Annotated in this window: 20 protein-coding genes and 1 pseudogene; 19 read left to right on the forward strand and 2 right to left on the reverse strand. The window is 63.6% G+C overall.

Annotated elements, in window-relative coordinates:
- Window positions 1–2 precede the first annotated feature (2 nt).
- The 17 genes from ACNFH5_RS27230 to nuoN all read left to right on the forward strand — a co-directional run bounded on the left by ACNFH5_RS27230 (window position 3) and on the right by nuoN (window position 19,553).
- A complete protein-coding gene (locus ACNFH5_RS27230) occupies window positions 3–629 on the forward strand; it encodes a histone acetyltransferase HPA2 (protein ID WP_416751497.1) in 627 nt (208 codons plus the stop codon).
- Between the two features lie 20 nt (window positions 630–649).
- A complete protein-coding gene (locus ACNFH5_RS27235) occupies window positions 650–1,441 on the forward strand; it encodes a secretin N-terminal domain-containing protein (protein WP_416751521.1) in 792 nt (263 codons plus the stop codon).
- Window positions 1,442–1,951: 510 nt separating this feature from the next.
- Window positions 1,952–3,547: an isocitrate lyase gene (locus tag ACNFH5_RS27240; RefSeq protein ID WP_054909443.1), complete on the forward strand. Its 1,596-nt coding sequence runs from the start codon at window positions 1,952–1,954 to the stop codon at window positions 3,545–3,547.
- Between the two features lie 185 nt (window positions 3,548–3,732).
- Window positions 3,733–4,224: a DUF4442 domain-containing protein gene (locus ACNFH5_RS27245; RefSeq protein ID WP_416751523.1), complete on the forward strand. Its 492-nt coding sequence runs from the start codon at window positions 3,733–3,735 to the stop codon at window positions 4,222–4,224.
- Between the two features lie 441 nt (window positions 4,225–4,665).
- On the forward strand, window positions 4,666–5,079 hold the full coding sequence (locus ACNFH5_RS27250; protein WP_017517108.1) for an NADH-quinone oxidoreductase subunit A: 414 nt from the start codon (window positions 4,666–4,668) through the stop codon (window positions 5,077–5,079).
- A gap of 10 nt (window positions 5,080–5,089) precedes the next feature.
- Complete coding sequence (locus tag ACNFH5_RS27255; RefSeq protein WP_045214755.1) at window positions 5,090–5,767, forward strand: NuoB/complex I 20 kDa subunit family protein; 678 nt, start codon at window positions 5,090–5,092, stop codon at window positions 5,765–5,767.
- A gap of 59 nt (window positions 5,768–5,826) precedes the next feature.
- A complete protein-coding gene (gene nuoC / locus ACNFH5_RS27260; protein WP_045214752.1) occupies window positions 5,827–7,608 on the forward strand; it encodes an NADH-quinone oxidoreductase subunit C/D in 1,782 nt (593 codons plus the stop codon).
- The gene (nuoE, locus tag ACNFH5_RS27265; RefSeq protein ID WP_169887231.1) at window positions 7,605–8,105 is read left to right on the forward strand and encodes an NADH-quinone oxidoreductase subunit NuoE; all 501 of its coding nucleotides are present in this window, start codon (window positions 7,605–7,607) and stop codon (window positions 8,103–8,105) included. Before nuoC ends, nuoE begins: the two co-directional genes overlap by 4 nt.
- Window positions 8,102–9,451 (forward strand): NADH-quinone oxidoreductase subunit NuoF, encoded by a 1,350-nt coding sequence (gene nuoF / locus ACNFH5_RS27270; RefSeq protein WP_045214748.1) that lies wholly within the window; start codon window positions 8,102–8,104, stop codon window positions 9,449–9,451. Before nuoE ends, nuoF begins: the two co-directional genes overlap by 4 nt.
- A 128-nt stretch (window positions 9,452–9,579) precedes the next feature.
- Window positions 9,580–12,294, forward strand: coding sequence for an NADH-quinone oxidoreductase subunit NuoG (nuoG, locus tag ACNFH5_RS27275; protein WP_416751501.1), 2,715 nt, complete (start codon window positions 9,580–9,582; stop codon window positions 12,292–12,294).
- Between the two features lie 11 nt (window positions 12,295–12,305).
- Complete coding sequence (nuoH, locus tag ACNFH5_RS27280; RefSeq protein ID WP_416751526.1) at window positions 12,306–13,295, forward strand: NADH-quinone oxidoreductase subunit NuoH; 990 nt, start codon at window positions 12,306–12,308, stop codon at window positions 13,293–13,295.
- Window positions 13,296–13,306: 11 nt separating this feature from the next.
- The gene (gene nuoI, locus ACNFH5_RS27285; RefSeq protein WP_045214743.1) at window positions 13,307–13,855 is read left to right on the forward strand and encodes an NADH-quinone oxidoreductase subunit NuoI; all 549 of its coding nucleotides are present in this window, start codon (window positions 13,307–13,309) and stop codon (window positions 13,853–13,855) included.
- A gap of 11 nt (window positions 13,856–13,866) precedes the next feature.
- On the forward strand, window positions 13,867–14,367 hold the full coding sequence (gene nuoJ, locus ACNFH5_RS27290) for an NADH-quinone oxidoreductase subunit J (protein ID WP_017517115.1): 501 nt from the start codon (window positions 13,867–13,869) through the stop codon (window positions 14,365–14,367).
- Between the two features lie 4 nt (window positions 14,368–14,371).
- Window positions 14,372–14,680 (forward strand): NADH-quinone oxidoreductase subunit NuoK, encoded by a 309-nt coding sequence (gene nuoK, locus ACNFH5_RS27295; RefSeq protein ID WP_017517116.1) that lies wholly within the window; start codon window positions 14,372–14,374, stop codon window positions 14,678–14,680.
- Window positions 14,677–16,524: an NADH-quinone oxidoreductase subunit L gene (nuoL, locus tag ACNFH5_RS27300; protein WP_416751504.1), complete on the forward strand. Its 1,848-nt coding sequence runs from the start codon at window positions 14,677–14,679 to the stop codon at window positions 16,522–16,524. The genes nuoK and nuoL overlap by 4 nt, the downstream gene beginning before the upstream one ends.
- Window positions 16,525–16,552: 28 nt before the next feature.
- Window positions 16,553–18,082, forward strand: a complete 1,530-nt coding sequence (gene nuoM, locus ACNFH5_RS27305; protein WP_017517118.1) for an NADH-quinone oxidoreductase subunit M — start codon at window positions 16,553–16,555, stop codon at window positions 18,080–18,082.
- 7 nt (window positions 18,083–18,089) lie between these two features.
- The gene (gene nuoN, locus ACNFH5_RS27310; RefSeq protein ID WP_416751507.1) at window positions 18,090–19,553 is read left to right on the forward strand and encodes an NADH-quinone oxidoreductase subunit NuoN; all 1,464 of its coding nucleotides are present in this window, start codon (window positions 18,090–18,092) and stop codon (window positions 19,551–19,553) included.
- 159 nt (window positions 19,554–19,712) lie between these two features.
- On the opposite strand, the gene ACNFH5_RS27315 is transcribed toward nuoN, so the two are convergent.
- Both ACNFH5_RS27315 and ACNFH5_RS27320 read right to left on the reverse strand, forming a co-directional pair.
- Complete coding sequence (locus ACNFH5_RS27315; RefSeq protein WP_416751509.1) at window positions 19,713–20,780, reverse strand: AI-2E family transporter; 1,068 nt, start codon at window positions 20,778–20,780, stop codon at window positions 19,713–19,715.
- Window positions 20,781–20,886: 106 nt separating this feature from the next.
- A complete protein-coding gene (locus ACNFH5_RS27320) occupies window positions 20,887–22,206 on the reverse strand; it encodes a Na+/H+ antiporter family protein (RefSeq protein ID WP_416751511.1) in 1,320 nt (439 codons plus the stop codon).
- A 513-nt stretch (window positions 22,207–22,719) separates the two neighbouring features.
- Between ACNFH5_RS27320 and ACNFH5_RS27325 the strand changes: the two are divergent.
- Window positions 22,720–23,739: pseudogene (locus tag ACNFH5_RS27325) on the forward strand (chemotaxis protein); the annotation flags it as partial.
- Between the two features lie 351 nt (window positions 23,740–24,090).
- Window positions 24,091–24,414 (forward strand): methyl-accepting chemotaxis protein (locus ACNFH5_RS27330; RefSeq protein ID WP_416751528.1); only part of this gene is annotated, 324 nt, incomplete at its 3' end.

Here is a 24,414-nt window from a genome sequence, read left to right on the forward strand (position 1 = left end):
ACATGGATAACGCCCCGGACCAAGACGACCTCCCGGTAGAACTGCCGGACATCGAGTTTCAGTCACCGGGGCGTTTTGCCGTCCACAACCCGCCCAGCGAAGCACTGCCGCCCGCCATCCTGGAACCTGCGCCATTCCGGCTCGGCCAGGGCGACGGGCTGCATCGCTTCAACAAGCCTGACGACGCTCGCGCCCACGCCCTGGCGCTGATCCAGCAGGCACACCGCGCGCTTTATCTCTATACCCCCGACCTGGAACCCTGGCTGTATCACCACAGCAGCATCCAGGAAGCCTGCGCCCAACTGCTGCTGGGCAATCCGCGCAACCGCCTGATGATCCTGGTGCGCGACAGCACGCGCGCCGTAAAGGAAGGCCATCGCCTGCTCAACCTCAGCCGCCGACTGTCCAGCTACTGCCAGATCCGCCGGATAAACCCCGACTACCCGAGCGAGGAACATGCCTTCCTGCTCGCCGACGACTGCGGCCTGCTGCTGCGCCCGGAACCGGGCGAGTATGCCGGCTACGCGCACTACAACGACGCCGGCCGCGTCCGCCAGCTGATTGCGCAATTCGAACAGACCTGGAACACCAGCGTCCTCGACCCGAACCTGCGGAGTTTCCTGATTTGAACCTACGCCCTCTCACCCTGATGCTTGCCTGCGCCCTCAGCCTTGGCGCCGTTGCCGCGCCGCGCACCGAGATCATCCCGCTCAACTACCGCACCGCCGAAGACGTGCTGCCGGTGGCGCAGCAGGTACTGGGCAACGAAGGCCGGGTTACCGCCTACGGCAACCAACTGGTAGTGAATGCCGAACTGGCGAAGATCCGCGAACTGCAGCAGGTGCTCGAACAGCTTGATACCCGCCCACACCAGTTGCTGATCAGTCTCGATACGGTCGACGGCAGCCAAGGCAGCCAGAGCGGCTACTCGGTGAATGGTTCGGTCAGCGCTGGCAACGTGGAGATCCAGTCCGGCCGCGGCGAAGTGAATGGTCGCGACCAGGTGCGCATCATCAATCGCTCCACCAACAGCCGCGGTGGCGGCACCCAGCAGGTCCGCGCCACCGAAGGCTCACCCGCCTTCATCCAGGTTGGCCAGAGCCAGCCGGTGACCAACGCCGGCATCGGCCCCTACGGCCAGGTCTACAGCCAGACCGAATACCGCGACGCCAACCAGGGCATGTACGTGACCGCGAGCCTCTCCGGCAATCTCGTGCATATCACCCTGAGCACCCGCAACGACCGCTTCAACGGCAATTACCAGGGATCGATGAACACCAGCTCCACCGATACCCGAGTCAGCGGCCCGATCGGCCAATGGATCGAGATTGGCGGCGTCAGCGAGAGCAACCAGAGCACCCAGAGCGGCTTTGCCCGCCAGTACAGCACCCAGGGCCGCAGCGACAGTAGCCTGCGAGTGAAGGTCGAAGTGCTCGACTAATCCTTCCGTACCTGACTTCCCAGTCCTCGTTAGACCTTCGTGTAGTAGTCCAAAAAAAACACTACAAAACGTTTGACGAACGCTCGTTTGAAAGTGCATGATGGCCTCGCTCCCGCTAACCAGAGGGCCTCAAAGCCCTTCGGACCGAGCCAGTGGCCCACCCGCCATGCAGGTCCGTGTTGTTAAGCCCACAAGGCGGATCGACGAGGTTGCGACTGGCAAGAGGTTGTCCTGAGGGACGGGGAAGCAAGCCTAAGCAACAGTACGAAGTGACGGATTCAGCCGTCCACCATCGCCCAACGGCTGCCACGAGCCGGCAAGCGATTCTGGATGTCACCGCTGCAGTCACCCGTCTGTACGCCGCGCCACCCCACTCCTCCAGCGTCACTCCTTCTTTCGGTCGTACCTTCGCCATCCCGCGGCGAGCAACCCGCAGTCAAATCCGTTTCGATACAGGTTTTGAGTGGGTAAGTCGGTGCTCAACCAAACACATACTTTGAAGGATTGACCATGTCCGCTTATCAAAACGACATCAAGGCCGTTGCCGCTCTGAAAGAGAAAACCGGTAACAGCTGGAGCGCTATCAACCCCGAGTCGGTTGCCCGCATGCGCGCTCAGAACCGCTTCAAGACTGGTCTCGACATCGCCAAGTACACTGCGGCCATCATGCGCAAGGACATGGCCGAGTATGACGCCGACACCTCCGTCTACACCCAGTCGCTGGGTTGCTGGCACGGCTTCATCGGTCAGCAGAAGCTGATCTCGATCAAGAAGCACCTGAAGACCACCAACAAGCGCTACCTCTACCTGTCCGGCTGGATGGTTGCCGCGCTGCGTTCCGACTTCGGCCCGCTGCCCGACCAGTCCATGCACGAGAAAACCGCCGTTTCCGGCCTGATCGAAGAGCTGTACACCTTCCTGCGCCAGGCTGACGCCCGTGAGCTGGACCTGCTCTTCACCGCCCTGGACAGCGCTCGCGCCGCCGGCGACAAAGCCAAGCAGGACGAAATCCAGGCCCAGATCGACGGCTACGAAACTCACGTAGTACCGATCATCGCCGACATCGACGCCGGCTTCGGCAACCCGGAAGCCACCTACCTGCTGGCCAAGAAAATGATCGAAGCGGGTGCTTGCTGCATCCAGATCGAAAACCAGGTTTCCGACGAGAAGCAGTGCGGCCACCAGGACGGCAAAGTGACCGTTCCGCACGAAGACTTCCTCGCCAAGATCAACGCTGTTCGCTACGCGTTCCTCGAGCTGGGCGTTGACGACGGCGTGATCGTCGCTCGTACCGACTCCCTGGGCGCCGGCCTGACCAAGCAGATCGCCGTGACCAAAGAGCCGGGCGACCTGGGCGACCAGTACAACTCCTTCCTGGATTGCGAGGAAGTTTCCGCTGCCGAGCTGCAGAACGGTGACGTGGTGATCAACCGCGGCGGCAAGCTGCTGCGTCCGAAGCGCCTGGCCTCCAACCTGTTCCAGTTCCGCAAGGGCACCGGCGAAGACCGTTGCGTCCTCGACTGCATCACCTCGCTGCAGAACGGCGCCGACCTGCTGTGGATCGAAACCGAGAAGCCGCACGTTGGCCAGATCAAGGGCATGGTTGACCGCATTCGTCAGGTCATCCCGAACGCCAAGCTGGTGTACAACAACAGCCCGTCGTTCAACTGGACCCTGAACTTCCGCCAGCAGGTGTTCGATGCATTCGTCGCCGAAGGCAAGGACGTTTCCGCCTACGACCGCGCCAAGCTGATGAGTGTCGAGTACGACGAGACCGAGCTGGCCCAGGTTGCTGACGAGAAGATCCGTACCTTCCAGCGCGATGGCTCTGCCCACGCCGGCATCTTCCACCACCTGATCACCCTGCCGACCTACCACACCGCCGCTCTGTCGACCGACAACCTGGCCAAAGGCTACTTCGCCGACCAGGGCATGCTGGCCTACGTGAAAGGCGTTCAGCGTCAGGAACTGCGTCAGGGTATCGCCTGCGTCAAGCACCAGAACATGGCTGGCTCGGACATCGGCGACAACCACAAAGAGTACTTCGCTGGCGAAGCCGCTCTGAAAGCCTCGGGTAAAGACAACACCATGAACCAGTTCCACTAAGAACTGGCTCACCGGCCCCTCGGGGCTGGCAGGCTCAACGAAACCCCGGCCTCGGCCGGGGTTTTGCTTTTTGCGCTTGGCCGAACCGCCAGACATCTTCTCCCCGCCCGCCAAGGGCAGACTCACCTCCGCATGCCAGCCTCGTGCTTCCTTTATATGAATGGAAACGCCCCTCCATGAAAGGTATGCCCAAGCGCAACCGCCTCGCACTCGCCGCCCAGTTCATCCAGCGCCTGCCGCGCCGTCTTCACGAGCCACTGCTCAGCCGACTGTTCTGCTCCCAGGTGCGCTTCGCCGGCACGGCTGGCGTGCGCATCCAGAAGCTCTCCGACAGCGAAGTGCGCATGAGCCTGGCCAACCACCGCCGCGCCCGTAATCACATCGGCGGCGTTCACGCTGCGGCCATGGCGCTGCTGGCCGAATCCGCCAGCGGCTGCATGGTTGGCATGAACCTGCCGGACCACAAGCTGCCACTGATCAAGACCCTCAAGGTGGACTATCTGCGGAGGGCTAGCGGCAGCCTGCGCGCCATCGCCACACTGACACAGGAGCAGCGCCGCGCAATGCTGGAAGAGGATCGAGGTGAGGCACTGGTACAGGTCACGCTTCTGGACGATTCCGGAGCCGAGCCGGTGCGCTGCGAGATGCACTGGGCGTGGGTTCGGAAAGGAAATTGAACCAGCTGGAAACCTGAGCGACCAACGAATTCACAGAGGAATAATTCGAAGTCCGATACCGGGCGAAATAAAAGCCGCGGCGCTTATATGTAGTAAAGTTACGGATATACGACACTGCAAATGATAATATTTATCATTTATAGAATGTCGATTTATTGCGGGCAAATACCTCGAAAGTACTATTCGACCAAAGCCGAAGTGCCGTCACACTAGGCATCCAGAGCCGCGCAAACAGGGCGCTACGGGAAATGCAAAAGCCTTTTGCCCGAAATAGAAGCATCTGTTTGTGTTGGAAAAATTTACTTGCTGAAGGCTTTGGGCATAAAATTGGAAAGATGACCTGAACCCTTAGCTCACTATCCTTGAGTTGTCGGGTTCGCAGTAGTCAGGCGTTGCGCCTGGAACCCAAGACAATCGTTATTTGTAGGAAGGAGTATCGGCATGCCCAATCCAGCTGAACTTGCAGCTCAACACTGGGGACTCGCCGCCTTCCTTTTAGGAGTGCTGGGCCTGCTCGCCTTCATGCTAGGGGTTTCCAGCCTGCTTGGCAGTAAGGCATTTGGTCGCAGCAAGAACGAACCGTTCGAATCGGGGATCGTTCCTACCGGCAGCGCACGCCTGCGTCTGTCGGCAAAATTCTATCTGGTCGCGATGCTCTTCGTGATCTTCGACGTCGAAGCCCTCTTCCTTTTCGCCTGGTCAGTGTCCGTCCGTGAAAGCGGCTGGGCCGGTCTGATCGAGGCAACCATTTTCATAGCAATTCTGTTGGCAGGTCTTGTCTACCTGTGGCGTATCGGCGCGCTCGATTGGGCGCCGGCGGCACGTCGCGCACGGCAGGCGAAGCTAAAACAATGAGGCTTTGGCGATGCAATACAAACTTACCCGGATCGATCCGGATGCGCCCAACGATCAATACCCGATCGGCGAACGCGAAACGGTAGAAGACCCGCTCATCGAAGGGCAGGTCCACAAGAACATCTTCATGGGCAAGCTCGAGGATGTTCTCAACGGTGCGGTGAACTGGGGTCGCAAGAACTCCCTGTGGCCGTACAACTTCGGGCTGTCCTGCTGCTACGTGGAGATGACCACGGCGTTTACCGCGCCGCACGACATCGCCCGTTTCGGCGCCGAAGTGATCCGTGCATCGCCGCGCCAGGCTGACTTCATGGTCATCGCCGGCACCTGCTTCATCAAGATGGCTCCGGTCATCCAGCGCCTGTACGAGCAGATGCTGGAACCCAAGTGGGTGATCTCGATGGGGTCGTGCGCCAACTCCGGCGGCATGTACGACATCTACTCGGTCGTTCAGGGGGTCGACAAGTTCCTCCCCGTGGACGTGTACATCCCCGGCTGCCCGCCCCGTCCGGAGGCGTTCCTGCAAGGCCTGATGCTGCTGCAGGAATCCATCGGCCAGGAGCGTCGTCCGTTGTCCTGGGTTGTAGGCGATCAAGGCGTCTATCGCGCCGACATGCCTGCCCAGAAGGATCTCAAGCGCGAACAGCGCATTGCGGTCACCAACCTGCGCAGCCCCGACGAAGTGTGATCCGGCCCTCCACGAGAGGCCCGTTTTCACTCCACCGTTGACCGAGTGACTTAAAGACTATGAATGCAGACTCCGCTCTGTACATCCCGCCTTACAAGGCAGACGACCAAGATATCGTCGTCGAACTGAATTCCCGCTTTGGCGCCGAGACCTTCACCGTCCAGGCCACCCGCACCGGCATGCCGGTGCTGTGGGTTGCCCGTGAGCGCCTGATCGACGTCCTCACCTTCCTGCGCAATGTGCCCAAGCCGTACGTCATGCTCTATGACCTGCACGGCGTGGACGAGCGCCTGCGCACCCACCGTCGCGGCCTGCCGGGCGCCGACTTCAGCGTGTTCTACCACCTGATGTCGCTCGAGCGTAATAGTGACGTGATGATCAAGGTCGCCTTGTCCGAAGGCGACCTCAACGTGCCCACCGCCACCCGTATCTGGCCGAACGCCAACTGGTACGAGCGTGAGGTCTGGGACATGTACGGGATCACCTTCAATGGTCACCCGCACCTGACCCGCATGCTGATGCCGCCGACCTGGGAAGGTCACCCGCTGCGCAAGGACTACCCGGCGCGCGCCACCGAGTTCGATCCCTACGCGCTGTCCGCCGCCAAGCAGGACCTCGAGCAGGAAGCCCTGCGCTTCAAGCCCGAAGACTGGGGCATGAAGCGCCACGGCGAGAACGAGGACTTCATGTTCCTCAACCTCGGCCCGAACCACCCTTCCGCGCACGGTGCGTTCCGCATCATCCTGCAGCTGGATGGTGAAGAGATCCTCGACTGCGTTCCGGAGATCGGCTACCACCACCGTGGCGCCGAGAAGATGGCCGAGCGTCAGTCCTGGCACAGCTTCATCCCCTACACCGACCGTATCGACTACCTCGGCGGTGTAATGAACAACCTGCCGTACGTGCTCTCGGTCGAGAAGCTCGCCGGCATTAAGGTGCCGCAGCGCGTTGACGTCATCCGCATCATGATGTCGGAGTTCTTCCGCATCCTGAACCACCTCCTCTACCTGGGTACCTACATCCAGGACGTGGGTGCGATGACCCCGGTGTTCTTCACCTTCACCGACCGCCAGCGCGCCTACAAGGTCGTCGAAGCCATCACCGGCTTCCGCCTGCACCCGGCCTGGTACCGCATCGGTGGCGTCGCCCACGACCTGCCGCGCGGCTGGGACAAGCTGGTCCGCGAATTCCTCGACTGGATGCCCAAGCGCCTGGACGAGTACGAAACCGCCGCCCTGAAGAACAGCATCCTGCGTGGCCGTACCATCGGCGTTGCCCAGTACAACACCAAGGAAGCGCTGGAATGGGGCACCACCGGCGCCGGCCTGCGCGCCACCGGCTGTGATTTCGACCTGCGTAAAGCCCGCCCCTACTCCGGCTACGAGAACTTCGAGTTCGAAGTGCCGCTGGCGGCCAACGGCGACGCCTACGACCGCTGCATGGTCAAGATGGGTGAAATGCGCCAGAGCCTGCGCATCATCGAGCAGTGCCTGAAGAACATGCCCGAAGGCCCGTACAAGGCCGACCACCCGCTGACCACGCCGCCGCCCAAAGAGCGCACGCTGCAGCACATCGAAACCCTGATCACCCACTTCCTGCAGGTTTCCTGGGGCCCGGTCATGCCGGCCAACGAAGCCTTCCAGATGGTGGAAGCGACCAAGGGCATCAACAGCTACTACCTGACGAGCGATGGCAGCACCATGAGCTACCGGACCCGCATCCGGACGCCCAGCTTCCCGCACCTGCAGCAGATTCCGTCGGTGATCAACGGCAGCATGATCGCTGACCTGATCGCCTATCTGGGCAGTATCGACTTCGTTATGGCCGACGTGGACCGCTGATCATGAGTACCCTTATCCAGACTGATCGTTTCGAACTCAGCGAAACCGAGCGCTCGGCCATCGAGCACGAAATGCATCACTACGAGGACTCCCGCGCGGCGTCCATCGAAGCCCTGAAGATCGTCCAGAAGCAGCGCGGCTGGGTGCCGGACGGTGCCATCCCGGCGATTGCCGACATCCTCGGCATCCCCGACAGCGACGTCGAAGGCGTGGCTACCTTCTATAGCCAGATCTTCCGCCAGCCGGTCGGCCGCCACATCATCCGCGTTTGCGACAGCATGGTCTGCTACATCGGCGGCCACGAGTCCGTGGTTGGCGAGATCCAGAAGCAGCTGGGCATCGGCCTCGGCCAGACCACCGCCGACGGCCGCTTCACCCTGCTGCCGGTGTGCTGCCTGGGCAACTGCGACAAGGCACCGGCGATGATGATCGATGACGACACCTTCGGCGACCTGCGTCCCGACGGCGTCGCCAAACTGCTGGAGGCCTACGCATGAGTCGCCTCACCTCCTACGGCACGCCCAACCGCACCGCGCGCGCGGCCGAAACCCATCCGCTGACCTGGCGCCTGCGTGACGACGGCGCTCCGGTCTGGCTGGAGGAGTACCAGTCGAAGAATGGCTATGCCGCCGCGCGCAAGGCGCTGGCGCAGATGGCCACCGACGACATCGTCCAGACCGTCAAGGACTCCGGCCTCAAGGGCCGCGGCGGTGCGGGCTTCCCCACCGGCGTGAAGTGGGGCCTGATGCCCAAGGACGAATCCCTCAACATCCGCTACCTGCTGTGCAACGCGGACGAGATGGAGCCCAACACCTGGAAGGACCGCATGCTCATGGAGCAGCTGCCGCACCTGCTGGTGGAAGGCATGCTGATCTCCGCGCGCGCCCTCAAGGCCTACCGCGGCTACATCTTCCTGCGCGGCGAGTACGTCGACGCGGCTCGCAACCTGAACCGCGCCATCGAGGAAGCCAAGGCCGCCGGCCTGCTGGGCAAGAACATCCTCGGCAGCGGCTTCGATTTCGAGCTGTTCGTGCACACCGGCGCCGGCCGCTACATCTGCGGTGAAGAGACTGCGCTGATCAACTCGCTGGAAGGCCGTCGCGCCAACCCGCGCTCCAAGCCGCCCTTCCCCGCCGCCGTTGGCGTCTGGGGCAAGCCGACCTGCGTGAACAACGTCGAGACCCTGTGCAACGTCCCGGCGATCGTCGAGCACGGCGTGGACTGGTACAAGGGCCTGGCCCGTCCGGGCAGCGAAGACATGGGCACCAAGCTCATGGGCTTCTCCGGCAAGGTGAAGAACCCCGGCATCTGGGAACTGCCCTTTGGCCTTCCGGCCCGCGAGCTGTTCGAGGACTACGCCGGCGGCATGCGCGATGGCTACAAGCTCAAGGCCTGGCAGCCGGGCGGTGCCGGTACCGGCTTCCTCCTGCCGGAACACCTGGACGCGCTGTTCTACGCCGGCGGCGTCGCCAAGGTTGGCACCCGTATGGGTACCGGTCTGGCCATGGCGGTGGACGACAGCGTCAACATGGTCTCCCTGCTGCGCAACATGGAAGAGTTCTTCGCCCGCGAATCGTGCGGCTGGTGCACTCCGTGCCGCGACGGCCTGCCGTGGAGCGTGAAGGTACTGCGCGCGCTGGAGAAAGGCGAAGGTGCCCAGGGCGACCTGGAAACCCTCGAACAGCTCGTCAACTTCCTCGGCCCGGGCAAGACCTTCTGTGCCCACGCACCGGGTGCCGTCGAGCCGCTGGGCAGCGCACTGAAGTATTTCCGTCCTGAGTTCGAAGCGGGCATTTCCCGCCAGGCTCAGGCCGTACAAGCACCGCAGACCGTCGGCGCTTGATGCTTTGATCGCCGGGCGCTGCGCCCGGCGTTGTTTCGTTGCAGTGCCGCGGCGTGCCGCCGGCCCGATGAAACCGTGATTTCTATTAGCCACGCCCGCTGACAACGGGCCAACGAAGACTTAGACCCATGGCCACGATCCACGTAGACGGCAAGACGTTAGAAGTCGATGGAGCGGACAACCTGTTGCAGGCCTGTCTCTCCCTCGGTCTCGACATCCCCTACTTCTGCTGGCACCCGGCGCTCGGAAGCGTCGGCGCATGCCGCCAGTGCGCGGTCAAGCAGTACACCGACGAGAACGACAAACGCGGTCGTCTCGTCATGTCCTGCATGACTCCCGCCACCGACAACACCTGGATTTCCATCGAAGACGAAGAGGCCAAGCAGTTCCGCGCCAGCGTCGTCGAATGGCTGATGACCAACCACCCGCACGACTGCCCGGTCTGCGAGGAAGGCGGTCACTGCCACCTGCAGGACATGACGGTGATGACCGGCCACAACCAGCGCCGGTACCGCTTCACCAAGCGCACCCACCAGAACCAGGAGCTCGGCCCGTTCATCGCCCACGAGATGAACCGCTGCATCGCCTGCTACCGCTGCGTCCGTTACTACAAGGACTACGCCGGCGGCACCGACCTGGGCGTCTACGGCGCGCACGACAACGTCTACTTCGGCCGGATCGAGGACGGTGTACTGGAGAGCGAATTCTCCGGCAACCTGACCGAGGTCTGCCCGACCGGCGTGTTCACCGACAAGACCCACTCCGAGCGCTACAACCGCAAGTGGGACATGCAGTTCGCCCCGAGCATCTGCCATGGCTGCTCCAGCGGCTGCAACATCAGCCCCGGCGAGCGCTACGGTGAAATTCGCCGCATCGAGAACCGCTACAACGGCTCGGTGAACCACTACTTCCTGTGCGACCGCGGCCGCTTCGGCTACGGCTACGTCAACCGCGAAGACCGCCCGCGTCAGCCGCAGCTGATGCTGAGCAAGCAGAAGCTCTCGCTGGATGGCGCCCTGGACCAGACCGCAGCCCTGCTCAAGGGCCGCAAGGTCATCGGCATCGGTTCGCCACGTGCCAGCCTGGAAAGCAACTACGCCCTGGCCGAACTGGTCGGCGCGCAGAACTTCTACAGCGGCATCTGCGCTGACGAACTGCAACGCCTGCAGCTGGTGCTGAAAGTCATGCAGGACGGCCCGCTGCCGGTGCCGACCATCCGTGACATCGAAGACCACGACGCGGTATTCGTGCTCGGCGAAGACCTGACCCAGACCGCTGCCCGTATCGCCCTGGCCCTGCGCCAGTCGGTAAAAGGCAAGGGCGAGGACATGGCCGCCGCGATGAAGATCCAGCCGTGGCTCGACGCCGCGGTGAAGACCATCGCCCAGCACGAGATGAACCCGCTGTTCATCGCCAGCCTCGATGAAACCCGCCTGGACGATGTCGCCGCCGAGTGCGTGCACGCCGCCACCGAAGACCTGGCTCGCCTGGGCTTTGCCGTGGCCCACGCCATCGATTCCAGCGCCCCGGCCGTTGCCGGCCTCGACGCCGAAGCCGCCGCCCTCGCCCAGCGCATCGCCGATGCCCTGGTCGCCGCCAAGCGTCCGCTGGTCATCTCCGGCACCTCGCTGGGCAGCAACGCCCTGATCGAAGCCGCGGCCAACATCGCCAGCGCGCTGAAGAACCGCGAGAAGAATGGCTCCCTGAGTCTGGTGGTTCCGGAAGCCAACAGCCTGGGCCTGGCCCTCTTCGGCGGTGACTCCGTGGAAGCCGCTCTCGAGCAGCTGACCTCCGGCGCCGCCGATGCCGTGGTGATCCTGGAGAACGACCTGTACCGCCGCGCCGACGCCGCCGCTGTCGATGCTGCCCTGGCCGCTGCGAAGATCGTCGTCGTCGCCGATCACCAGCAGACCGCCACCAGCGCCAAGGCCACCGTCCTGCTGCCGGCCGCCAGCTTCGCCGAAGGCGATGGCACCCTGGTCAGCCAGGAAGGTCGCGCCCAGCGCTTCTTCCAGGTCTTTGACCCGACCTACTACAACGCCGACAACCTGGTCCGCGAAGGCTGGCGCTGGCTGCACGCCCTGCACAGTACCCTGGAAGGCAAGCGTGTCGACTGGACCCAGCTGGACCACGTGATCGACGCCGTCGTCGCCGCCAAGCCGCAACTGGCCGGCATCCGCGAAGCCGCGCCGAACGCCGCGTTCCGCATCAAGGGCCTGAAGCTGGCGCGCGAACCGCACCGCTACTCCGGCCGTACCTCGATGCGCGCCAACATCAATGTCAGCGAGCCGCGTCAGCCGCAGGACATCGACTCCGCGTTCGCCTTCTCCATGGAAGGTTACGCCGGCAGCAGCGAACCTCGTCAGCAGATTCCGTTCGCCTGGTCTCCGGGCTGGAACTCCCCGCAGGCCTGGAACAAGTTCCAGGACGAAGTCGGTGGCCACCTGCGTGCCGGCGATCCGGGCGTACGCCTGATCGAGGCCAAGGGCGAGGCCCTGTGGTTCAGCGAGATTCCTGCGCCGTTCCACACTGCCGCCAGCCAGTTCAAGGTGGTGCCCTTCTATCACCTGTTCGGCAGCGAAGAGAACTCCTCGAAAGCCGCTCCGGTGCAGGAACGCATCCCGCAGACCTACGTCACCCTGGCCAAGGCCGAGGCTGACCGCCTGGGCGTCAACGAAGGTGCAATCATCCGCCTGACCGTCAAGGGCCAGGAACTGCGTTTGCCGCTGCGTGTGAGCGAAGAGCTTGGCGCCGGTCTGGTCGCTCTGCCGATCGGTCTGCAAGGCATTCCCGCCGGTGTCATCGGCGCCGTGGCTGAAGGTCTGCAGGAGGCTGCGCAATGAGTTTGATGAGCATGAGCTGGCTGACACCCGCCGTCGTCGACATCATCATCGAAGTCATCAAGGCCATCGTCATCCTGCTCGCCGTGGTCGTCTGCGGCGCGCTGCTCAGCTGGGTCGAGCGTCGTCTGCTCGGCCTCTGGCAGGACCGTTACGGTCCGAACCGGGTCGGCCCCTTCGGTGCCTTCCAGCTCGGCGCCGACATGCTGAAGATGTTCTTCAAGGAAGACTGGACCCCGCCGTTCGCCGACAAGATGATCTTCACCCTCGCGCCCATGATTGCCATGGGTGCGCTGCTGGTGGCCTTCGCTGTCATCCCGATCACCCCGACCTGGGGCGTGGCGGACCTGAACATCGGCATCCTGTTCTTCTTCGCCATGGCCGGCCTGACCGTTTACGCGGTGCTGTTCGCCGGCTGGTCGAGCAACAACAAGTTCGCCCTCCTCGGCAGCCTGCGCGCGTCGGCCCAGACCATCTCCTACGAGGTGTTCCTGGCTCTGTCGCTGATGGGCATCGTCGCCCAGGTCGGTTCGTTCAGCCTGCGCGACATCGTCGATTACCAGGCCGAGCACATGTGGTTCATCATCCCGCAGTTCTTTGGCTTCATGACCTTCTTCGTCGCCGGCGTCGCCGTGACTCACCGTCACCCGTTCGACCAGCCCGAAGCCGAGCAGGAACTGGCCGACGGTTACCACATCGAGTACGCCGGCATGAAATGGGGCATGTTCTTCGTCGGCGAGTACATCGGCATCGTGCTGGTGTCCGCGCTGCTGGCGACCCTGTTCTTCGGCGGCTGGCACGGTCCCTTCGGCATCCTGCCGCAGATCCCGTTCTTCTGGTTCGCCCTGAAAACCGGCTTCTTCATCATGATGTTCATTCTGCTGCGGGCTTCCATCCCACGCCCGCGCTATGACCAGGTGATGGCCTTCAGCTGGAAGTTCTGCCTCCCGCTGACTCTGATCAACCTGCTGGTGACCGGCGCTGTCGTGCTGGCGACCCAGTAAGGAGTACGACCATGATCAAGTACATTTTCGACGTGGTGCACGGCACCTACACCCAGCTGCGCAGCCTGGTGATGATCTTCGGTCACGCCTTCCGCAAGCGTGACACCCTGCAATACCCGGAAGAGGCCGTGTACCTGCCGCCGCGCTACCGCGGCCGCATCGTCCTCACCCGCGACCCCGACGGCGAGGAGCGCTGCGTGGCGTGCAACCTGTGCGCAGTAGCCTGCCCGGTTGGCTGCATCGCCCTGCAGAAGGCCGAGGCCGAAGACGGTCGCTGGTACCCCGAGTTCTTCCGCATCAACTTCTCCCGCTGCATCTTCTGCGGCCTGTGCGAAGAAGCCTGCCCGACCACCGCGATCCAGCTGACCCCGGATTTCGAGATGGGTGAGTTCAAGCGCCAGGACCTGGTCTACGAGAAGGAAGACCTGCTGATCTCCGGCCCCGGCAAGAACCCGGACTACAACTTCTACCGCGTTGCCGGCATGGCCATCGCCGGCAAGCCGAAAGGCGCCGCGCAGAACGAGGCCGAACCGATCAACGTCAAGAGCCTGCTGCCGTAAGGAGACGTCGCGTGGAATTCGCTTTCTACTTCGCCGCCGGCGTCGCCGTGCTGGCAACCTTCCGGGTCATCACCAACAGCAACCCGGTGCATGCCCTGCTCTACCTCATCATTTCGCTGCTGGCGGTATCGATGACCTTCTTCAGCCTCGGCGCTCCGTTCGCCGGCGCCCTGGAAATCATCGTCTACGCCGGCGCGATCATGGTGCTGTTCGTCTTCGTGGTCATGATGCTCAACCTCGGCCCGGCGATTGCCGAGCAGGAGCGCAAGTGGCTCAAGCCCGGTGTCTGGATCGGCCCCGGCGCCCTGGCTGCCGTGCTGCTGGTCGAACTGCTGTGGATGCTCTCGCGCACCCCGAGCGGTATCGGCATCGGCCACACCACCGTGGACGCCAAGGCCGTGGGCATCAGCCTGTTCGGCCCGTACCTGCTGGTCGTCGAACTGGCCTCGATGCTGCTGCTGGCGGCACTGGTCGCCGCCTACCACCTCGGCCGCCACGAAGCGAAGGACTAACACCATGAATGCAATCCCTCTCGAACACGGACTGGCGCTCGCCGGTGTGCTGTTCTGCTTCGGCCTGGTGGGCCTGATGGTACGACGCAACATCCTGTTCGTACTGATGAGCCTGGAAGTGATGATGAACGCCGCTGCTCTGGCCTTCGTGGTCGGTGGCGCCCGCTGGGGCCAGCCTGACGGCCAGGTGATGTTCATCCTGGTGCTCAGCCTGGCTGCGGCCGAGGCCAGCATTGGCCTGGCGATCCTGCTCCAGCTGTATCGCCGCTTCCATACCCTCGATATCGACGCTGCCAGCGAGATGCGCGGATGAACCTGCTGCCCCTTACTTTCCTGTTCCCCCTGGTCGGCTTCCTGCTGCTCTCGTTCTCGCGCGGCAAGTGGTCGGAAAATCTCTCGGCACTGGTCGGTGTCGGCTCCGTGGGCCTGGCGGCCCTCTCCGCCTTCTGGGCGATCTGGAGCTTCCACAGCAACCCGCCCGAAGGTGGCGCCTACAGCCTGGTGCTGTGGCAATGGATGAGCGTTGGCGATTTCAAAACCAACTTCACCCTGTACCTGGACGGCCTCTCGGTCACCATGCTCGGCGTGGTCACCGGTGTCGGCTTCCTGATCCACCTGTTCGCCTCCTGGTACATGCGCGGTGAAACCGGCTACTCGCGGTTCTTCGCGTACACCAACCTGTTCATTGCCAGCATGCTGTTCCTGGTGCTGGGCGATAACCTGCTGTTCATGTACTTCGGCTGGGAAGGCGTGGGCCTGTGCTCCTACCTGCTGATCGGTTTCTATTACAACCACGTACCGAACGGCAACGCAGCGCTGAAGGCCTTCATCGTGACCCGCGTGGGTGACGTGTTCTTCGCCATCGGCATGTTCATCCTGTTCCAGCACCTGGGCACGCTGAACATCCAGGAACTGCTGGTCCTGGCTCCGCAGCACTTCGCCAAGGGCGACCTGTGGATCAACCTGGCGACCCTGATGCTGCTCGGCGGCGCCGTCGGCAAATCCGCCCAGCTGCCGCTGCAGACCTGGCTGGCCGACGCGATGGCCGGCCCGACCCCGGTCTCCGCGCTGATCCACGCCGCCACCATGGTGACCGCGGGCGTCTACCTGATCGCCCGCTGCCACGGCCTGTTCGAGCTGGCTCCGAACGTCCTGGAGCTGGTCGGCATCATTGGCGCCGTGACCCTGGTACTGGCCGGCTTCGCCGCGCTGGTGCAGACCGACATCAAGCGCATCCTCGCCTACTCGACCATGAGCCAGATCGGCTACATGTTCCTGGCCCTGGGCGTTGGCGCCTGGGGTGGCGCGATCTTCCACCTGATGACCCACGCCTTCTTCAAGGCCCTGCTGTTCCTTGCTTCGGGTGCGGTGATCGTCGCCTGCCACCACGAGCAGAACATCTTCAAGATGGGCGGCCTGTGGAAGAAGTTGCCGCTGGCCTACGCGAGCTTCGTGATCGGTGGTGCCGCTCTGTCCGCCCTGCCCTTCCTGACCGCCGGCTTCTACTCCAAGGACGAGATCCTCTGGGAAGCCTTCGCCAGCGGTCACCAGAACCTGCTGATCGCAGGGCTCGTCGGTGCGTTCATGACCTCGCTGTACACCTTCCGCCTGATCTTCATCGCCTTCCACGGCGAAGCGAAGACCGAAGCGCACGCTGGCCATGGCATCAGCCACTGGCTGCCGCTGGGTGTCCTGATTGTGCTCTCCACCTTCATCGGCGCGCTGATCACTCCGCCGCTGGCCGGCGTCCTGCCGGAAAGCGCCGGTCATGCCGGTGGTGAAGCCAAGCACAGCCTGGAAATCGCCTCGGGCGCCATCGCCATCGCCGGTATCCTGCTGGCGGGCCTGCTGTTCCTCGGCAAGCGCCGCTTCGTCAGCGCCGTCGCCCAGAGCGCACCGGGCCGTTTCTTCGGCACCTGGTGGTACCACGCCTGGGGCTTCGACTGGCTGTACGACAAGCTGTTCGTGAAACCCTACCTGCTGATCTGCCGCCTGCTGGCCGCGGACCCGATCGACAAGACCCTGGTCCTGGTCCCGCTCACCGCCCGCGGTGGCAACAAACTCCTCAGCCTCACCGAGAACGGCCGCCTGCGTTGGTACGCCGCTTCCCTGGTGGGTGGCGCCGCGCTGCTCCTCGGCGCGCTGCTGCTGGCTTAATGAATTCACGAAAGAGATTGAGCCCGACATGATTCTGCCCTGGCTAATCCTGATCCCCTTCATCGGCGGCTTCCTTTGCTGGATCGCCGAGTACACCAGCAAGACCCTGCCCCGCTGGGTCGCCCTGGGATCGATGGTCCTCACCCTGGCCCTGAGCCTGTGGGTGTGGCACACCGGCGACTTCCAACTGGCCCCGGCGCCGGGTGGCGAGCCGCAGTGGACACTGGAATTCAAGCTGTCCTGGATCGAGCGTTTCGGCATCAGCTTCCACCTGGCAATGGACGGCCTGTCCCTGCTGATGGTCGCGTTGACCGGCCTGCTCGGCGTGCTGTCCGTCCTCTGCTCGTGGAACGAGATCCAGCGCCGCATCGGCTTCTTCCACCTGAACCTGCTCTGGATTCTGGGCGGTGTGATCGGCGTGTTCCTCGCCGTCGACCTGTTCCTGTTCTTCTTCTTCTGGGAAATGATGCTGGTGCCGATGTACTTCCTCATCGCGCTCTGGGGTCATAGCTCGGACGATGGCAAGAAGACCCGCATCTACGCCGCCACCAAGTTCTTCATCTTCACCCAGGCCAGCGGCCTGGTGATGCTGGTGGCGATCCTGGGTCTGGTATTCGTGCACTACAACAGCACCGGCGTGCTGACCTTCAACTACGCCGACCTGCTGAAAACCCAGCTGCCGCCGCACACCGAGTGGATCCTGATGCTCGGCTTCTTCGTCGCCTTCGCGGTGAAGATGCCGGTTGTGCCGGTGCACTCCTGGCTGCCCGACGCCCACGCCCAGGCGCCGACCGCTGGCTCCGTGGACCTGGCCGGCATCCTGCTGAAGACCGCCGCCTACGGCCTGATCCGCTTTGCCCTGCCGCTGTTCCCCAATGCCTCGGCCGAGTTTGCCCCGATCGCCATGACCCTGGGTCTGATCGGCATCTTCTACGGCGCCTTCCTGTCGTTCGCGCAGACCGACATCAAGCGCCTGGTGGCCTACTCCTCCGTGTCGCACATGGGCTTCGTGATGATCGGCATCTACTCCGGCAGCCCGCAGGCGCTGCAGGGTGTAGTGGTGCAGATGATCGCCCACGGCCTCTCCGCCGCTGCGCTGTTCATCCTGTGTGGCCAACTGTACGAGCGCCTGCACACCCGTGACATGCGCAAGATGGGCGGCCTGTGGTCGCGCATCCCGTACCTGCCGGCCGTGGCCCTGTTCTTCGCCACCGCGTCGCTGGGCCTGCCGGGCACCGGCAACTTCGTCGGCGAATTCCTGATCCTGCTGGGCAGCTTCAAGGTCGTTCCGGTGATCACCGTGATCGCCACCTTCGGCCTGGTGTTCGGCTCGGTCTACTCGCTGATCATGATCCACCGCGCCTACTTCGGCCCGGCCAAGTCCGACACCGCCATCGCCGGCCTGAACGCCCGCGAGCTGCTCATGGTGCTCGGCCTGGCGGTGCTGCTGATCGTGCTCGGCGTCTACCCGCAGCCGGTCCTCGACACCTCCGCGGCAACCATGCACGGCGTCCAGCAATGGCTGGGTGCCGCCCTCTCCACTCTGGCAGCACGGTAAGCGCGAAATGACCTTCACGATTCAACACTTCATCGCGCTCCTGCCACTGCTCATCACCAGCGCCACCCTGGTGGTGGTGATGCTCGCGGTAGCCTGGAAGCGTAACCACTCGATGACCGCCACTCTCTCGGTGATCGGTCTGAACCTGGCCCTGCTGTCGATCATCCCGGTGCTGAAAGTCACCCCGATCGAAGTCACCCCGCTCATGGTGGTCGACAACTTCGCCTGCTTCTACATGGCCCTGATCCTGATCGGCGCCCTGGCCTGCACCACCCTCGCCCACGCCTATATGGAAAGCTTCCCGGGCAACCGCGAGGAACTGTACCTGCTCCTGCTGCTCTCTACCGCGGGCGGCCTGGTACTGGTCAGCGCGCAGAACCTGGCCGGTCTGTTCATCGGCCTGGAACTGCTGTCGGTGCCGGTCTACGGCATGGTGGCCTACGCCTTCTTCAACAAGCGCACCCTGGAAGCGGGCATCAAGTACACCGTACTGTCCGCCGCTGGTTCCGCGTTCCTGCTGTTTGGCATGGCCCTGCTTTATGCCGAATCCGGCAGCCTGGGCTTCTCGGCTATCGGTGCATCGCTGGCGGAAGGCACCAGCCATGGCCCGCTGCTGTCCATCGGCGTCGGCATGATGGTCGTCGGCCTGGGCTTCAAGCTGTCCCTCGCGCCGTTCCATCTGTGGACCCCGGACGTCTACGAAGGCGCCCCGGCCCCGGTTGCCACCTTCCTGGCCACTACCGCCAAGGTCGCCGTGTTCGCCGTGCTGCTGCGCCTGTTCCAGATCGCTCCGGCGGCCCTGAACAACGGTCTGCTGCATGACGCCATCGCGGTCATTGCCATCGCCTCGATCCTGATCGGCAACCTGCTGGCGCTGACCCAGAGCAACATCAAGCGCCTGCTGGGCTACTCGTCCATCGCCCACTTCGGCTACCTGCTGATCGCCCTGGTGGCGAGCAAGGGCCTGGCCGTGGAAGCGGTCGGCGTCTACCTGACCACCTACGTCGTCACCACCCTGGGCGCCTTCGGCGTGGTCACCCTGATGTCCACCCCGTACAGCGGCCGCGATGCCGACGCACTGTTCGAGTACCGCGGCCTGTTCTGGCGCCGCCCGGTGCTGACCGCGGTGATGACCGTGATGATGCTGTCCCTGGCCGGCATCCCGCTGACCGCCGGCTTCATCGGCAAGTTCTACATCGTCGCAACCGGCGTCGAGTCCCAGCACTGGTGGCTGGTCGGCGCCCTGGTACTGGGCAGCGCCATCGGCCTGTTCTACTACCTGCGCGTAATGGTGACCATGTTCCTGGTCGAGCCGAACATGAAGCGCCACGACGCGCCCCTGGACTGGGCCCAGCGCGCCGGCGGCATCATGCTGGTAGCCATCGCCCTGCTCGCCTTCTTCCTCGGCGTCTACCCGCAACCCCTGCTGGACATCCTCCAGCACAGCGGCCTGGTAGCCATCGCAGGCTAAGATCGACAGGCAATAAAAAACCCCGCTTCGGCGGGGTTTTTTATTGGCCGGAGTTCCTCCTAGCGCGGCTCGGCTTTTCGTAGGAGCGAGCTTGCTCGCGAACAGAACCCGCTGCGGGGCCCGGTTCGCGAGCAAGCTCGCTCCTACAGGTCCGGCGCCCTACTCCGCCGGTTTGGGCGCTTCGCCTTCACGCCCGGTGAAGAGGTCCCACGACGCCATGAACAGTGCCGCGATCAGCGGCCCGATGACGAAGCCGTTGAGGCCAAACAGCGACATGCCACCAAGGGTGGAAATCAGCACCACGTAGTCGGGCATCTTGGTGTCCTTGCCAACCAGGATCGGGCGCAGGATGTTGTCCACCAGGCCGATCACCACGACGCAGAACAGCGTCAGCACCACGCCTTGCCAGATCGCACCGGTGAGCAGGAAGTAGGCCGCCACCGGTACCCAGATCAATCCGGCGCCGATGGCTGGCAGCAGCGAGAGGAAGGCCATCAGCGTGCCCCAAAGCAGCGAACCCTGGATGCCGAGGAACCAGAAAATCAGCCCACCCAGCGCGCCCTGGGTCGCAGCGACGGCGATGTTGCCCTTTACCGTGGCGCGGATCACCGTGGTGAATTTGGTGAACAGGTGCTGCTTGTGTTCCCCACTCAGCGGCACAGCCTGCTTGATCCGCTTACCCAGGGTCGGCCCATCGCGCAGGAGGAAGAACAACAGGTAGAGCATGATGCCGAAGCTGATGACGAACTCGAAGGTGTTCTGGCCGATGCTGAACGCCTTGGTGGCGACCAGTTGGCTGGCCTGCATCGCCCCTGCCGAGAGTTTTTCCTGCAGGCTGGAGAGGTCAGCCAGATCGAAGCGTTCCAGCAACTGGTGGGCCCAGCCCGGCAGCGCGGCGACCGCCTGCTGATAGTAAGAGATGAAATTCAGCTCACCCGACTTCAGTCGCTGGTAGACGGTCGCGCCTTCCTGCACCAGCGCGCCGGCGATGAAGGTCACCGGCAGGATCACGATCAGGAAGCACACGGCGAGGGAAATCAGCGCGGCGAGATTGTTGCGCCCGTTGAGTTTCACCCGCAGGCGGCGCTGCAACGGTGCAAAGATGATCGCCAGAATGGTGCCCCAGAAGACTGCCCCGTAGAACGGCAGCAGGATCCAGCCGAAGGCGAGTGTCACCACCAGCAGCAGGGCGAGGAACGTCCGGTATTCCAGTTTCGATTCGAACATGAGCGGGTCCAAGGATGGATAAACCTGCTCATTAGTCAGCAGTTGACCCGCCAAGTGCAACTTTCAGCGCGCGATTGCCGCGCGCCAAAGCCTTGCTGGCCGTTTTTCAGAGCACCATGGCGGCCACCCAGCCGAACGCCAGCAGCGGCAGGTTGTAGTGCAGGAAGGTCGGCACCACGGTGTCCCAGATGTGGTTGTGCTGGCCATCGACGTTCAGGCCGGAGGTCGGGCCAAGGGTGGAATCCGACGCCGGAGAGCCCGCATCGCCCAGTGCGCCCGCCGTACCCACGATGCTGACAATGGCCAGCGGGCTGAAGCCCAGGTGCACCGCCAGCGGCACGAAGATCGCGGCGATGATCGGCACCGTGGAAAAGGACGAGCCGATGCCCATGGTCACCAGCAGGCCCACCAGCAGCATCATGAAGGCGCCCAGCGCCTTGCTGCTGCCAATCCAGCCAGCGGCGCTGTCCACCAGGCTGGCGACCTGCCCGGTGGCGGTCATCACCGCCGCAAAGCCCTGGGCGGCGATCATGATGAAGCCGATCATGGCCATCATCTTCATGCCTTCGGTGAACAGATCATCCGCTTCTTTCCAGCGCACCACGCCGGACAGCGAAAACACCAGAAAGCCCACCAGCGCACCGAGAATCATCGAGTCCAGCAGCAGTTGCACGGCAAAGGCCGCTGCCACCGCGACGCCAGCCACCAGCAGGCTCATCTTGCTGTAGGGCGTGTCGACCCGCTCAGCCTGTTCGATGCGCTCCAGGTCGTACTCGCGCTTGCGCCGGTAGCTGAAGAGCACCGCGACCAGCAGGCCGCAGACCATGCCCAGCGCGGGGATCAGCATGGCGTGGGTGACGTTGATGCCCTGCACGTCGACACCCGCGCGAGCCACGTTGGCCAGCAGGATCTGGTTCAGGAAGATATTGCCAAAGCCCACCGGCAGGAACATGTAGGGCGTGATCAGGCCGAAGGTGATGACGCAGGCGATCAGCCGGCGGTCGATCTGCAAGCGCGTCAGCACGTAGAGCAGCGGCGGCACCAGCAGCGGAATGAAGGCGATGTGGATCGGCAGGACATTCTGCGAGGAGATCGCCACCACCAGCAGCAGGCCGACCATCATCCACTTGAAGCCATTGGAACCGTTCGCCTCGTGCCGGCCGAGCATCGACAGGGCGCGATCGGCCAGGGCGTGCGCCATTCCGGAGCGCGCGATGGCCACGGCGAAGGCACCCAGCATGGCGTAGGACAGTGCCACCGTCGCGCCGGCCCCCAGCCCTTCGTTGAACGCCTTGAGCGTGCCGTCCATGCCCAAGCCGCCGAGCAGGCCACCAGCAACGGCCCCGGCGATCAGTGCGACCACCACATGCACGCGACACAGGCTCAGCACCAGCATCAGGCCAATGGCGATCAGCACCGCATTCATCTACTCCACTCCTCTCACGGATCGCCGCGCCAGCGCGCGGGCAAAAGGCGCGCACTCTGCCAAACCCTTGCGGGGGTGTCAAAACCCTTGTCGAATCAAGACGTTTCCGAAATCGCCTGGCGAGAATTTCTGCGCAGTGCGCACGCTTTTTGCCTGGCTTTCTGCCGCCCGTCGTAACGGCACGCCAGAATCGCCTGTTTTCCGGCGTTTCGCCCCGTCACGGGTCAAGAAGATGCGGGAAAGGCCGATATACCTGGCATTCCCGAGGTTTCGTTAAAACAAGGACCCCTCTCCATGTTGCTGCGCCGTCTCTCCATCCAGTGGAAGATCACGTTGCTTGCCGGGCTCTGCCTGCTCGGCGTCGTCTCGCTGCTCTGCGGCCTGTCCGTCTACCGCACACAAACCAGCACCGCACTGGTCAAGCAATCGAGCACGGAAATGCTCGATGAAGCGGCCAAGGCACGCCTGCAGTCGCGTGGCGAAGTCCAGGCCATGCGCATCCAGCGCTACATCATGGATGCCTACCAGTACGGCAAGGGTTTCTCCCGTCAGGTGCTGTTCCTGCGCGACCAGGCGCAGAAGCGCTTCCTCGATGCCTATGACCTGCGCGAAGACCTGACCCGCCAGGTGAAGACCGCACTGGAAGGCAACCCGGAACTGCTGGGCCTCTACGTCGCCTTCGAACCCGACGCGCTGGATGGCAAGGACAAGCTCTTCGCCGGCCAGAGCGAGCTGGGCAGCAACGATGCCGGTCGTTTCTCCATCTACTGGTCCCAGGCAACGCCGGGCCACCTGGAATCCGAGGCCATGGCCGAGTCGCTGCTGCAGGACACCAGCCCCGGTCCCAGCGGCAGCGCCTACAACGCCTGGTTCACCTGCCCCAAGACGACCGGACAGCCCTGCGTGCTCGACCCGTACTTCGATGAAGTGGGCAAGAAGAAGATGCTGATGACCAGCATCGCCTTCCCGCTGGAACTCGACGGCAAGGTCATCGGCGTCATGGGCCTGGACATCAGCATGGAGAAGCTCCAGGAAATCGCCGTAGAGGGCAGCCAGGAACTCTATGACGGCCAGGGCCGCGTCAGCATCGTCAGCGCCGCCGGCCTGCTCGCCGGCCATAGCGCCGATGTCTCCAAACTGAGCAAGAAGCTACAGGAGGTCTACCCGAAACAAGGTGCGGAGCTGCTGCAGGCTATTGCTGCCAACCATGAGCAGGTGTTCCGCCACGACGACCAACTGCGCGTCGTCGAGCCGCTGCAACCGATTCCCGGCTCCAAGCCCTGGGGCGTGCTGCTGGAAGTCCCGCAGAATGTCCTGCTCGGCCCGGCCATCGAGTTGCAGAACGAGCTGGATAACCAGCGCGTGCAGGGCACCGTCTCGCAGCTCGGCTTCGGTCTTATCGCCATCCTGATCGGGCTGTTCGCCATGTGGCTCACCGCGCGCGGCGTGACCCGCCCGATCCTCAACGTCGCCGCCATGCTGCGCAACATCGCCAGCGGCGAGGGCGACCTGACCAAACGCCTGGACTACGCCGGCAAGGATGAGCTCGGCGAGCTGGCCGGCTGGTTCAACCGCTTCCTCGACAAGCTGCAGCCAATCATCCGCGACGTGAAATCCTCGGTGCACGACGCCCGCGCCACCGCCGACCAGTCTTCGGAAATCGCCAGCCAGACCAGCGCCGGCATGCAGCAGCAATTCCGCGAAGTCGACCAGGTCGCCACCGCCTCCCAGGAGATGAGCGCCACCGCCCATGACGTCGCCAACAGCGCTGCCATGGCCGCCGACGCCGCGCGCGGCGCCGACGGTGCGACCCGCGACGGCCTCAGCGTGATCGACAACACCACCCGCCTGATCGACGAACTGGCCAGCGACATGAGCAGCGCCATGAGTCAGGTGGAAGGTTTGGCCGCGAGCAGCGAGCAGATCGGCTCGGTGCTGGAAGTGATCCGTGGCATCGCCGAACAGACCAACCTGCTGGCACTCAACGCGGCCATCGAAGCGGCCCGTGCCGGTGAAGCGGGTCGTGGCTTTGCGGTGGTTGCCGACGAGGTGCGCAACCTCGCCAAGCGCACCCAGGATTCGGTGGAGGAAATCCGTCAGGTCATCGAAGGCCTGCAGAACGGCACCCGCGATGTAGTCGGCGCCATGAGCAACAGCCACCGCCAGGCGCAGGACAGCGTGAATCAGGTCGAACAGGCCGTGGCGGCG

It is taken from the genome of Pseudomonas sp. NY15435 (assembly GCF_048068295.1).
Taxonomy (GTDB): Bacteria; Pseudomonadota; Gammaproteobacteria; order Pseudomonadales; family Pseudomonadaceae; genus Pseudomonas.

Coding starts and splice junctions, on each gene's coding strand:
- nuoM (WP_017517118.1), top strand. CDS start 16,553: ATGATTCTGCCCTGGCTAATCCTGATCCCCTTCATCGGCGGCTTCCTT.
- nuoK (WP_017517116.1), top strand. CDS start 14,372: ATGAATGCAATCCCTCTCGAACACGGACTGGCGCTCGCCGGTGTGCTG.
- ACNFH5_RS27240 (WP_054909443.1), top strand. CDS start 1,952: ATGTCCGCTTATCAAAACGACATCAAGGCCGTTGCCGCTCTGAAAGAG.
- nuoG (WP_416751501.1), top strand. CDS start 9,580: ATGGCCACGATCCACGTAGACGGCAAGACGTTAGAAGTCGATGGAGCG.
- ACNFH5_RS27320 (WP_416751511.1), bottom strand. CDS start 22,206: ATGAATGCGGTGCTGATCGCCATTGGCCTGATGCTGGTGCTGAGCCTG.
- ACNFH5_RS27315 (WP_416751509.1), bottom strand. CDS start 20,780: ATGTTCGAATCGAAACTGGAATACCGGACGTTCCTCGCCCTGCTGCTG.
- ACNFH5_RS27245 (WP_416751523.1), top strand. CDS start 3,733: ATGCCCAAGCGCAACCGCCTCGCACTCGCCGCCCAGTTCATCCAGCGC.
- nuoH (WP_416751526.1), top strand. CDS start 12,306: ATGAGCTGGCTGACACCCGCCGTCGTCGACATCATCATCGAAGTCATC.
- nuoN (WP_416751507.1), top strand. CDS start 18,090: ATGACCTTCACGATTCAACACTTCATCGCGCTCCTGCCACTGCTCATC.
- nuoC (WP_045214752.1), top strand. CDS start 5,827: ATGAATGCAGACTCCGCTCTGTACATCCCGCCTTACAAGGCAGACGAC.
- ACNFH5_RS27230 (WP_416751497.1), top strand. CDS start 3: ATGGATAACGCCCCGGACCAAGACGACCTCCCGGTAGAACTGCCGGAC.
- nuoL (WP_416751504.1), top strand. CDS start 14,677: ATGAACCTGCTGCCCCTTACTTTCCTGTTCCCCCTGGTCGGCTTCCTG.
- nuoF (WP_045214748.1), top strand. CDS start 8,102: ATGAGTCGCCTCACCTCCTACGGCACGCCCAACCGCACCGCGCGCGCG.
- nuoI (WP_045214743.1), top strand. CDS start 13,307: ATGATCAAGTACATTTTCGACGTGGTGCACGGCACCTACACCCAGCTG.
- ACNFH5_RS27250 (WP_017517108.1), top strand. CDS start 4,666: ATGCCCAATCCAGCTGAACTTGCAGCTCAACACTGGGGACTCGCCGCC.
- ACNFH5_RS27255 (WP_045214755.1), top strand. CDS start 5,090: ATGCAATACAAACTTACCCGGATCGATCCGGATGCGCCCAACGATCAA.
- ACNFH5_RS27235 (WP_416751521.1), top strand. CDS start 650: ATGCTTGCCTGCGCCCTCAGCCTTGGCGCCGTTGCCGCGCCGCGCACC.